We start from the raw sequence: 12,537 nt of genomic DNA on the forward strand, positions 1-12,537 counted from the left end.
ATTCATTGGTTTTTTTGGAGTAGATAATGGTGAAGGTGGCAAGCACGTAACAGGATTATTAGCTTTTGTACCAATACTATTTTGGTTTATATATTTCATATTATTTGAAGCAACCTTCTTTGCAACTTTAGGGCATCAATTATTTGAATTAGAAGTAAGAAATATAGATGGTAGTAAGATCGACTTTACCCAAGCATTAAGGAGAAGGTTATTGGATTTTATCGATATATGTATGTTTGGAATTCCAGCCATCGTAGCAATCAAAAATACCGATCACAATCAGAGACTGGGAGATCTTTGGGCTAAAACTAAAATCATAAAGATTCAAGATAAAAAAGCTGGCGTAGAAGTTAGTCAGTAGTAAAATACGCGAGCTAACAACGGTTAATCGCCAATAAGCGGCACAGTTAGTAAGAAAATAATTAACTTGACTAACAAACCATTACTAATCCGACAAATCCGCGTCCCTTACTCCGCCAACTGGCGATAACCGAGACCGTTGTGCGTAATTTTATAACTAATTCGTTTTCATTAGAATAAAGATTTTTGCATTTATTTAATTTTTACATATAACCGTTTGTTCTGATAACTCTATCTACAATGAAAAAAATTATTTTTCTACTCTGCTTTATTGTGTCGTTTACATCCTTTTCTCAAATCTCTATTGGTCCAACCCATATTGGAAAACCTAAAAAGTTTAAGAATGGTGAATTTGAGAAATTTAAAAAAACTACTACTCTCTTTGTCTTACCAAATACAATCCAAAAAAATGAATACCAGGAAATCCTCGAAAAATCTTGGACGGTTACTCCTTATGAAATAGTTGACCACAATGAATTTAATATTGAAAATTATATAAATGGTAAGTATTCAATCGCAGATTTAAAAACTATTTTACACTTAAGTAGAAGTGGTGGTTATTCCTTACATGTTTTTTTTGATATAAGAATATTTGATGATGAAGAAATTTCGGAGAAGAGTAAAAAGGTATCTTCAAAAAAATGGGAGAAGAACAAAATTGAAATAATTCTAAAAAATTCCTCTAACATAGCACGTTTCTATATTAATCCAAGAAGTAAATTCTATGAAGAAGTTTTAGATATAGGTATAAATGAAATCCCAGGTTCAAAGTTTAATGACGAATATTTCTTTAATTATAAATCTGGATATCTAAAGAATTACTTCCAAAAAGTAAATGATTTACTTGAGGCAGAAAAATTATATTGGATGTATGCGGATGATTATTTACCAGCATTAAATTCTTTATCAAATAAAATTTTATATGTACCATCATATATGGATGAGGATTACAACATCCTTGCTGGGAAGAATGGAGATTCAGAAGAGGAAATATTTAAAGACCTTTTTAAAGAATATCAGTTTAAATATGAAATAATCGAAAACCACGCTCTTAATAAAATGATATTAGAAGGAAAGGACATTTATTATTTGAGATTTGTAAAAGTCAATACTCCAAGATTTCTACAAATTATAAATGCTCAAAGTGGTGAAATTATTTATCGGAATTATATTCACGGTAATTCCCATAAAATTAAGTCTAAACATATAGATAGACTAAATGAAACAATTACAAACACTAGTAGTGAATAAAACTACGCACAACATCGGTTCATCGCAAATAACGGGTATTGTCGAAAAAGTGTAATTTTAGAAACCAGTAAAGAAAAGAACTAAGCCGACAAGTCCGCGTCCTTAATCCCGCAACTTGCGATAACCGTAACCGTTGTGCGCAAGCTTTCAATGAAAAATCTACACGCCATAAACCAAAAAAATGAACTTATTCATATTCGAAATGTGGATAAGAAATTAAGCGAAATCTATTCCTGTTGCAATTGCGGTGGAATTTTAATTCCAAGAAAAGGTAAAATAAAAGCACAATATTTTTCACATAAAGTAGAAGGCAACTGTAGTTACGAATCTTATTTACATAAAGTAAGTAAACTTAAATTCTATAAAGAGTATTTACATTCTCTAGAAAATAAAAAACCATTCTTTATTAAGTATCTAATAAATCAGACCTGCACTTCTTGTATGAATATTAATCAAATTAACATCAATTGTGATCTAGGTTTTAGATCAGAGAAATTTGATTTGACAAAGCGGTTTGATGAAATTGAAATTGAAAAGAGCCACAATGGATTTATAGCAGATATTCTTCTAAAATCAAAAAAAACTGATGAAGTAATTTTTGTTGAATTTGCAGTAACTCACACTTGTGATAAAACGAAAATTGATAGCGGAATTAGAATCATTGAGATTCAACTAAAAAACGAAACTGACCTAGAATTTATAGAAGAAAGAGAAGTCCCAACAGACAATGAAAATATCAAATTTCTAAATTTCAAAATAAAAAAGGAAAACAAAACATATTATGACCCGAGAATTTGCAATAAAAGTTTTGAAGTATTTTCTGTTTTGAATAATAACAAGAGTATCAAAATAAATACTCCAATGAAAAAGATAGTTCGGGACCTAAATAGTAACAATTTTAAGTACTATAAAATTCTCCCTTATCAAGAAGAAGAATACGGAGGGGAAGAATTTTTAAATCTAGTAAAAGAATATGCTTTTAAAGATTTAAAATATAAAAATTGCTATTCTTGTAAATTCATTGCTAAAAATAATAGTCATTTTGCTTATTATGATCTGTTTTGTAAAAGATTAAAAAGTGAAATTCCTAATTCAAATTTTGGTAGTGATTGTACAAAATATTGGAGAATAGAAAAACCAACAAATATTTAGGTAAAAGCCAGCGCACAACAACGCATATTCGCAATTGCGGCCATTGAGTTAAAAGAAAGTTTAATAGAAACCAGGAACTAAAAAACTAAATCGGAAAAATCCGTATCTTCATTACCACAACTGACGAATATACGAGACCGTTGGCGGTAATTAATTAGATGCTCACTAATTTAAGGACTTAATCCAACTAATCTAAAATGGATATTTCATTAATGCACTCAAAAATAGGGAAGTTTCTAGTGAAGACGATTTATATGTTTCCACTCGGATACCTTGCATGGATTATTAGGAATGGAACTGATATTGAGCACCGATATATACCTTTTGTAGCTGGTATTGGAATCGCAGCTCTAATTGTTTTCTTGCATGTTTTCGATTATGAAAAGTTTGATGATATCAAAACTGAGGATTTTCTTGAATCAAAGCACTCATTTTATATAGATTACAGCGAAAGAAATTGAAACCAAATAAGAGAAGTATTGAAATCACAATTTATACAAGTTGTAAATTTTAAAGAAAGTGATGGATTCATTTTCATGCAAATTGACAGAAGATTTTTCAACTCAATATTGATAGTTGAGAAGAATGATCAAAAGATTAATCTTAGGATAAAAAGAAAGAAATTTAATTTTTTTTTTTGATAATGCAGATAACTATAGAACTATAAAGACTTTGATAAAAGTAATTAAGTAAACCTGTTACTACAGAATGAACCTAGCTGTCTCCGTATTGCCTAAACAATGTAATTGAGGTAAAGTAAAATTGAAAGTAGTTAAGAAGTTTCTAAGCAACATATATAGAATAAATTAACTACCGCCAACAACGGTTCATCGCCAATAAGCGGCAGCGTTAAAAGGAAATAATTAACTTGATCAACAAACCAATATTAATCCGACAAGTCCGAGTCCCTACTCCGCCAACTTGCGATAATCCAAATCGTTTTCTGCAATGTCTCCAGAAGTAAAATCTATAAAATCTTATACTTTATTAAATAATAAAATGATACGTAAAAATGATCGGAAAACATTTACCTATTTTTTATAAAACAATTGGTCTTATCATCGGAATTACCACTCTAATAGCTTTTTTGTTAAATGATTTTTATATCAAATGGCTAAATATTGATCAATCAAGATTTGATTTGATCTTGAAATTAGTCATTTTGATTTCCCTTGTAATAATAGTTTTTTCTAAAGAGAAATATGAAACCAAGCAAATAACAGATTTAAGGCTACGAGAATTAAAAGGCTCCATTAGCGCAGGGATCACGGATGAGACCTTAAATTTGATCTAATCAAACAGGTCAGATATGCAAATTCCGTTTTGCAGAACACAAAAATTCCATAAGTAATTTAAAAGCAACCGCCTTTGTGATGGGCTCTTTTGATCCGATATTTTTCATAGGATCCAGGTTCAGTATTTCTGAAGCAGCCCGATCGACCTTAGACTTTTTAAGTTGGCCAATAGACGGTGTTCTAGTTTATACTGAACCTACAACAAGATTTATATTTGCATTCACAGGAGGTTTCTTATTCGGTTGGGGAGTAATGATATGGTGCTTATTAATGTGGGTTCATTTATGAGAAGGCTCCTGAATTTGTATGACGTAGTGTCCTTATTGGTTCACTCTCCTGGCTTGCTTTGGATAATACGGGTCCAATCGCTTCAGATAATAATTTAAATGCATTTTTAAATATCATAGTCCTTCTATTGGCAATTGGACCAATATGGGCGTCAGCTAAAGACAAATAATCACTCAAAATTAAAGTTACAACGGAACAAAAAAATAAACACTACTTTTTTAAAGGTCTGTTAATAATCCACACACTTGGTTTATTAATTTATACAGTTATTGCAATCCAAAATGGTGGTGCCAATTTCCTGGCAAAAGCACAAGAATTCGCTACTTCAATGACTTGGATGGGTCAATTCGCCTTAGACTTTCGATGTTATTTAATACTATCAGCATTATGGATTGCTTGGAGAGACAAGTTCTCAGTTAATTCAATTGTAATTGCGATAGTAGCAATGATTCTAGGGATTATTGTATTAGCACCATATTTACTCTATTTATTATCTAAAGAGAAGGGTGATTTAAAAAGGTCCTTAATTGGAAACAGATAAAACTACCGCTAAAGTTTTTTGCAGGAAAGTTAATCTTAGATGTGCAAGAAGTATCTAAAACCACTGCAAGCAAACTGCTGGGAGAAGTTTTATTATTACACTAAGAAAATAAAATTCCATATAAAACTACTGCCAACACGGTACATAAACATTAACAGTTTGAGTAAAAACTCGAACCGTTTTTGTCTAAATTAAAGTATATTGTTTTACCAGAAGTAACGTCTAGAAATCCGCTATTGCTCCTACACAAACTGTTGCAACAAGCCGAAAAATCCAACTCATGAGATACATTTTGATAAATAAAAGGAGTAAAAAATCACATAGTATGATAGTAATTGTAATGCTCTTTATAGGCCTATTATGCGTTTCATGTAAGGAAAGATCTGATTCTTCGAAAAACACAGAAGGTGATTTAATAAAGAAAATCAATGCTGTTCAGGAACAAATAATGGCACAAGGAAATGTTTCGGCAAAAGAGGAACAGGCTTTATTAAGTTTATGCAGCATAGTTTCGCAAAATGATGGTATGGCAATCTATACTTCTGACGGTAGTATTATATTGAAAGATGTAGAAATTGCTCCAGTTTATAATGGTTGTGAAGATCTATCTGAAAAAGAAACAAGAGAATGCTTCAAAGAAAAAGTAGCTGAATTTGTTAAGGGTGAATTCAACTCAGATTTATTGAAGGATTTAGGTCTTTCAGAACCAAAGGAGGTTGAATCCTTTTTTATAATCACAGAAAACGGAAATCTAACCGGCATAAAGGTGAGAGATACAGAATTAAACATTCAAGCTGAAATTTTAAGAGTGCTTAGGAAACTGCCCGTTATGAAACCAGCTATTGATGATGGAAAAAATGTTTCGGTATTATGCTCTATGGTAGTTCGATATAAAGATAATATCGAAATTGATTTCGTTTACATTCCTGAAAGACCAAATTAGAATTAAATGTATAACTTATCGGATTGAGAATATGTAAGTCACCTAAAAAATAGAATTATTAATAAAAAGGCGAAACAGTGTGTCTTAGAAACGAGAAAAAGATGGTGAAATTGACTAATAAATAATACTGCTCCCTCAACCGGAGACAAAAAGCAAAATGAAAATTCAAATTTTAAATAGTATGAAGCTCTCAACCATTTTATTTTTACTGCTGATCTTTGCTGAACCAATGCTAGCGCAGGATATTGATTTTAAAAAGTTAGAGGTTAATGGTCAAAGTATTTGTTCTTCGAAGAGTTTAATTCTGGAAAAATTTGGAGAACCTATAGAAATAACGAATCCAGATTATGAATGTGGCTTTCTTTCATCAGCAGAACAAATGAAAGAATTTGAATCAATGGTTTATAAAGACATCGTCTTTACCGGAAATAGAGAAGCTGATTATATTTTAGCTGAATTCAAATTCAATAGCGATATATATACTTTAAATTATGGTGGCGTTGACTTGGATAAAGAAACAACAATAGAAAAGCTACAAGAAATATTTGGAAAATTTGATGATAAATATTCATCCGATCAATCAATTTATATATTTATTCCCAACCTGGATAAAATGCAAGGCGACGGTTATTTATTTCAGTTTAAAAAAGGCAAGCTAGTTTTGATTGAATATTGGAGTCGCTGTTAATTTTGTGGTAAATAGAAATTATAAAAAACATCAAGTTTAATAATTTAACGCAACAAATCAGGTGTTAAAATTACTTCGGTATATCCTGTTTCTATAGTCCAATCTATCCTGCCAAAGTTAGGTCATCGAAAGGTTGACACGTTCCAGTCGCGTATATATTCATCACAACTAAATTCAAATTGGCTATAGAATATAGCTATTCATTTCAATTCATTTAGGAGAATAGATAAAAAGTCAGATCTAAACTGTTATTTTAATAAAACTATCGGTATTTATGCATTTCAGAATACATATGAACGAGAATTTGAAAAAATATTGGACTTGGAATAGCCATCTCTCTCAATATTCAATATAATTAATTTTTCACCTGTTAAATGAGAAAAACCTTTGCCCTTAGAATCCTTTGGATAGTGCTAGTCGTAATTCTATTAGCCTCTGTACTACCCCATCTCATAAAAAGTTATTGGCTAATAGATATATTTTCAAATTTTAAGATTCAACTTCTTATCACTTCGATCTTATTAGTACTTCCTACCTTAATTCTGCTGAGAAAACAGGTACTAGCAGTTCTAATATTAGGCATTAACATCCTATGGAATCTTTATTTTATCATCCCGTATTACATCGAAACAACAATTCCTGTAACTGAAAATCATTTCAAGGTAACGAGTATCAACTTACTTTCCAGTAATTCGAATAAGCAATTAACATCAAAATTCATCAAGAACGAAAGTCCGGATATACTGATATTAATGGAGCTTACTCCAGAATGGTTAGCATATCTAGAGCCAGTAATAGCAGACTATAAGTACAAAGAGATTGTTCCCCGGAATGATAATTTTGGGATCGCTTTATTAAGCAAGTATAAAATGACAAGTTCCGTGGACTATTTCAGTCTAAATGATAAACCTTCCATTATTGCAAATGTGAGTATTCTACAACAGCAATTTACGATCGTGGCGACTCATCCAGTTCCCCCTATCGGCCAGCAATCATTCTTGAACCGAAATAAGCAACTGTCCAATATAGCCAGTAATATTCCCGGATATTCTAAAAATCTAATTATAGCCGGTGACTTCAATACTTCATCCTTCTCACCTCATTTTGATAGCTTGCTGAAGCAGAATTTGAAGGATAGCAGGATTGGTTCTGGTCTTCTTCCAACCTGGCCCGCCGATTATAAGCTATTACAGACAACCTTAGATCATTTCGTAGTATCCAAACATCTACAGATTTCTAAGAGAGCAACAGGACCAAATATTGGATCAGATCACCTTCCAATCACCATGAGCATTGGTTTAGAAGCCAATTAAAATATATAAATTTGTTTCAGCCTGGCCAGCAATAAATATTAGATTTGAATTAAACCTCGGCACTTACAATTCTACTAATGCAACAATCAGAAAAGAAGAGCTACTTTAAAGGCAAAACCGTATTTATAATTTCTATTCTCGTTATAACCACCACCTTTCTAAGTGTCTGGCTAAATGGAATGAGCTACAATAGAGGAATCACTACAAACCTCTACCTTTCTTTATCTATTATTGGAGTTATTCTATTCCTTTTCATGACCTACGGACTCTACACCGGCGCCGGACTTAAGGATAATTTCCCCAAATTCAGAAGTTATACAAAGGGTGAATTTTTTGGTGATGATACTCCGGGTAATTTTGAAATGCCTACTTCAGCTGTTGGTGATGGGATAGCAGGAATTCTTATTTCCATACTGCTCTGGATCCTCATGACGGTGGCCATGATTTTATTGTTCATATTACTGGAAGCTTTGTTCTGGTTTACTTTATTCATCCTTATTTTGATGCTTTACTGGGTGTTTTTTAGAGCATTAAAACTGGTTTTTAATAGATCCGGTAAAACTGTTGGAAATATTGTGCTCTCTATGTCCTACTCATTCACCTATACGATTTTATATTTAGGATGGATCTTTGTGATCGCTTTCCTTGCAGATACTTTTTAAAATTTTGATTTCTTAAAAAAATCCAATTAAGGTAATATGGTGACTTTTCAATCCACTATATTCATCAAATTAGATCTGTATTTTAGAATTTACATATGACGCCGTTAGAACGGGTAATACTGTAGCTTGAAGTTATTTATTTTCTGAAACTGTAAATTTTAAATCAGTAATAATTTGTTGATGCTACTATTTTATACTAGTAAAATAACTTCGGAAAGTTTTATGACTATAACCAATTATTTTCAGTCAGTTATGTATATTTAACTATTCCCTGAAGACTGATGTACTCCAATAAGTAGATCCTGTATTCTTTAAAACGACAGAACAATGAAATTCAAATTCGTAGTAATTGCACTACTATTCTGTTTTACCGGCATAAATGCTCAGGAACAGAAGCCAGATCCTAAAAAACCTTATTCGGTTACAGAACTTAGGTTTGAGACTAAAAAATTAAGTGAATTAACCGATTTCGATTGGAATTCTCTGGATACGATCTTTGCAAACAATCCTCCTGAAACAGAAATTAACCTGATTTTCGAAATAAACGGCAAAGTCCGATTAAAAACCACAACAGTAGATAACATCAAATTTGTTGTTTCTGGCAAGGCTTCAGAACTAGATTCTTTAAAGGTCAAAGCTCAGGAGCTTATAAGCAAACTTGAGTCCAATATGAAATAATGATAATTGGAATTCTACAGGTTATATTTAAAAATGTTCCTATTGACTTATGAATATTTGCTCTCGAATCTATAAAAATAATCCAATGAAAAAATTACTTCTAAGCCTGGCACTACTTCCCCTGTTGATTCAGGCGCAATCAGATCAAATCGAGAATTCAGAAGTCATCAATAAGCAGATCCAGGCTGAAACAGCTATGATCGATGTAACGCTGAACAGTCGCGCAGAGACTGAAGAAATGCAGCTATTATATGATTTCGAGAATATCAATAAATCTGAGTTCAATTTTAACGGTGAATCTATCCAAGGGCGTTATTATGTACTTAGAATGAAAGAATTTCTGGATGGTGAATTAATTGAAACCAGTAGCCTTTTCGACGAGCGCGGTAACAAAATGTTCAAGGTCGATTCCAGTAATACTTCCTTTAAATTGATGAGTAAGATCGATCAGGGAGACCTTAAGATCTGGCTAAGGGGTAAACAATTTGGTAGTAAACAATCTCATTTCGCACTTACCAACGACAATGGCAGGTATGTCGCCAAAGATTTCTTCGGAAGTAAAAAAGTATTGCAGGAAGATATCAATAAACCTTTTCATTTGATGGCGATTATTACACCCAATAGAAATCCTGATGGGTCGGGTTCCTATTGCCGCGTCGCACAGTCTGAAATTGATCCTGAAAAATTGGGTACTGCTTTCGATATTCCGCATTATTACCTGATCGAAATTGAATTTATTGAATCTGAAGAGTAAAAATTTATTTTCTTCCGAAGAAAATGAGCAAATAACAAAGGGTTTAGCCCTAAACGTTAGTAGTTCAATACATTAGCGCACAGAATGTTTGCTATTGTTCGCTATACACTGCTAATAGTGCTGAAGTGAGGAGGTCAATTATATTTGGATATCAAACGGGAATTTCTAAATTTGACAAACATCAAAAATCGCATCAATGCATCACAAATTTTACCTGTCGCTACTACTGGTAGTTACAGTTCTATTTTCTTCCTGTACGGCAGATGATAGCACACCATCAATCGATTATTCCATCAAATCTGACGATCATCTAAAAATTCTGAGTCAGTACGACAATGGCTGGATCAAAGAAGCAAAACATATATACTCAGAAGATCAACCTATACATGAGGTTACATATCATGAAAACGGATTCATCAAATCGGCTAAAGTATATAACTTCTATCATGATCGGGAATTATATATGGAGGTGAGAAGAGATGAGCAAAACCGACCTCTATGGTCTAAGTACTATACTCCTGAGGGCGATGTTTGGTTCGAAACGGAGTATGAGAATGGTTTAGTTTCAGAAAAAATCGTCTACAGCGAACTAGGAACTTCGATACACACTTACACAAATGGAGAAATAAATTCCATTGAATTTATAAGTTCAAACGGCCGGGATAAAAGCATGACCACTTATGATCTGGAAACAGCTGTAAAAACCGTTAAGATCACCGAAAATTCTGAAATGATTCTGGAACAGCAATTTAATGGTCAGGATGATTTTGGTTCGGGTATTCTAACCAGCAACCATGCTCCTAAGGCTAATCCTTTTGATGAACCTCAAAACGGCTACTTAACAATAGGAACTTCTTTTATGCATAGTCCTATCTGGCAATTCAATGCAAATCCTAAAGATGATGTGATTGGATACAGAAAGTATGCAGGTTTGCACCCACCAGCTTCAAAATTTGCAGTGCAGCACGCAGTTAATTTTGAGATGTATCAATCTATTATTGAACAATATCCTTATACTGAAGACCAGGTTTTAATCCTTGGTTATAAAGAAAATGAAGGAAATGCCGCAATAATTGACGTTAGCAGAGACGAAAGGTTAGCTATTGATGCAGAACGGCTTGAAGATCCCGACTTATTTGCTCTTAAATATGGAGATCAGTACGTAAATAAAATTCATTACGGGAAAAATCTTATAGTCGTTGGCGCATTGCGCAATATGCCAACGCATGTAACAGCGATTGAGCAAGTGAACAAGGTCGCACAAAAACGTATGAACGACATTTTAAACGGTACTAATTTAGTGAGTGAGAATGAAATGGAGATCCTAAATAAAGTATGGTTCGAAGTCAAATTATTTTCCACCTTCAAGAACCAGAGAAATGGGATATTACTCGAGGACACTGAAGATTATCAGGCAGCTTTGGAAGAGTTTACAGCAGCTGAACCCGAGATCATTCAGTATGAATATCAGAAATTCGAACACCTGTTTCAATAACATTTTTAACAGTTCGATACGAAAGCCATCCATTTCCGGATGGCTTTTTCTTTTCTGAAATTTAAATATTTTATATTAGAGCGTTATTACAATTATATATGTGCAAATTTCTCTTTCGAAGTAGATTCATAAATATTATTTGTGTTCTATTGCTAATGATCGGCGGAACGGTCCATTCCCAGAATAAGATCTCTGGAACCGTTCTTAGTGCAGAAGATTCAACCGCGATCATTGGTGCTTCCATATACTTTGATGGAACCAGTATTGGGGTTTCTTCAAACCAGGATGGAGATTTTGAAATATCTTTCATGGATAATAATTCCGCACTTATAATTACTTCTCTAGGTTACGAAGCTCTTGTATTAGATGCTTCAGAAATATTGAAAAATCCTCTAGATTTAAAATATTACTTACCCATTAAACGTGAGGAACTGGAGACAGTTTACCTTGAAACAGACCCATGGAGCAGATCCCGAAAACTTCAGCATTTCAGAAAAGAATTCCTGGGAAGGAACTACGCAATGTATGACTGTAAGATCATAAACGAGGACGCGATTAAGCTTAGATATTCACCATCAGAAAAAACATTGATCGCTACCGCAAATGAGCCTCTAATCATACATAATAAATATTTGGGTTACGCAATTAGATACCAGCTTGCCGACTTTGAACTAGGATTCCAAATGAACGGCGGTCTACTACTACCCTATTCTACCTATTTCGCCGGTTCAGCCTACTTCCAGCCATTAAAGAAGAAAACCGGTAGAAAGGCATTGAGAAACAGAGATCGTAGTTACTATGGCTCGTCATTGCATTTTATGCGATCACTTTACAAACAAAAACTGGAAGAAAACAACTTCGCGATCTTTCATAAACGTTTCCAGGTGCCTACCTATAAATTTTTCAAAATTAGCGAGGAAGGAAATAATAGGAAGATCGAGTTACTGGCAGATGAATTGAGCATTCTCTATGATAAGACAGATCAATCTGCGATTGTTTCCAAAAGTGCATTTACTATAGATCAATTTGGAAATCCCTCACCACCAGAAGCCGTCCTTTTAAAAGGGATAATGTCTGAAAAACGAATTTCAGAACTTCTTCCTCTGGACTATAAAAT

The 12,537-nt window shown here is 33.1% G+C and carries 13 protein-coding genes; all 13 read left to right on the forward strand.

What is annotated here, in order from left to right:
• Positions 1-361, forward strand: a 361-nt coding sequence (locus ACNI3T_RS13830) for an RDD family protein (protein ID WP_418228321.1), incomplete at its 5' end; no start/stop codon positions are given.
• A 239-nt stretch (positions 362-600) separates the two neighbouring features.
• A complete protein-coding gene (locus ACNI3T_RS13835; protein ID WP_418228322.1) occupies positions 601-1,611 on the forward strand; it encodes a hypothetical protein in 1,011 nt (336 codons plus the stop codon).
• Positions 1,612-1,815: 204 nt separating this feature from the next.
• A complete protein-coding gene (locus ACNI3T_RS13840; RefSeq protein ID WP_418228323.1) occupies positions 1,816-2,763 on the forward strand; it encodes a competence protein CoiA family protein in 948 nt (315 codons plus the stop codon).
• A 197-nt stretch (positions 2,764-2,960) separates the two neighbouring features.
• Complete coding sequence (locus tag ACNI3T_RS13845; protein WP_418228324.1) at positions 2,961-3,224, forward strand: hypothetical protein; 264 nt, start codon at positions 2,961-2,963, stop codon at positions 3,222-3,224.
• Positions 3,225-3,775: 551 nt separating this feature from the next.
• Positions 3,776-4,057 carry a hypothetical protein gene (locus ACNI3T_RS13850; RefSeq protein ID WP_418228325.1) on the forward strand — a complete coding sequence of 94 codons (282 nt, stop codon included), beginning with the start codon at positions 3,776-3,778 and terminating at the stop codon, positions 4,055-4,057.
• 1,155 nt (positions 4,058-5,212) lie between these two features.
• Positions 5,213-5,830, forward strand: a complete 618-nt coding sequence (locus ACNI3T_RS13855) for a hypothetical protein (protein WP_418228326.1) — start codon at positions 5,213-5,215, stop codon at positions 5,828-5,830.
• 157 nt (positions 5,831-5,987) lie between these two features.
• A complete protein-coding gene (locus ACNI3T_RS13860) occupies positions 5,988-6,518 on the forward strand; it encodes a hypothetical protein (RefSeq protein WP_418228327.1) in 531 nt (176 codons plus the stop codon).
• Between the two features lie 374 nt (positions 6,519-6,892).
• Entirely contained in the window at positions 6,893-7,831 is a 939-nt protein-coding gene (locus ACNI3T_RS13865; protein WP_418228328.1) for an endonuclease/exonuclease/phosphatase family protein, read from the forward strand.
• 77 nt (positions 7,832-7,908) lie between these two features.
• Positions 7,909-8,493 (forward strand): hypothetical protein, encoded by a 585-nt coding sequence (locus ACNI3T_RS13870; RefSeq protein ID WP_418228329.1) that lies wholly within the window; start codon positions 7,909-7,911, stop codon positions 8,491-8,493.
• A gap of 327 nt (positions 8,494-8,820) precedes the next feature.
• Positions 8,821-9,171, forward strand: a complete 351-nt coding sequence (locus ACNI3T_RS13875) for a hypothetical protein (RefSeq protein WP_418228330.1) — start codon at positions 8,821-8,823, stop codon at positions 9,169-9,171.
• A gap of 85 nt (positions 9,172-9,256) precedes the next feature.
• Entirely contained in the window at positions 9,257-9,925 is a 669-nt protein-coding gene (locus ACNI3T_RS13880; protein ID WP_418228331.1) for a hypothetical protein, read from the forward strand.
• A gap of 196 nt (positions 9,926-10,121) precedes the next feature.
• Positions 10,122-11,420 (forward strand): hypothetical protein, encoded by a 1,299-nt coding sequence (locus tag ACNI3T_RS13885; protein WP_418228332.1) that lies wholly within the window; start codon positions 10,122-10,124, stop codon positions 11,418-11,420.
• A gap of 155 nt (positions 11,421-11,575) precedes the next feature.
• Positions 11,576-12,537 (forward strand): carboxypeptidase-like regulatory domain-containing protein (locus ACNI3T_RS13890; protein ID WP_418228333.1); only part of this gene is annotated, 962 nt, incomplete at its 3' end.

It is taken from the genome of Christiangramia qingdaonensis (assembly GCF_048381525.1).
Taxonomy (GTDB): Bacteria; Bacteroidota; Bacteroidia; order Flavobacteriales; family Flavobacteriaceae; genus Christiangramia.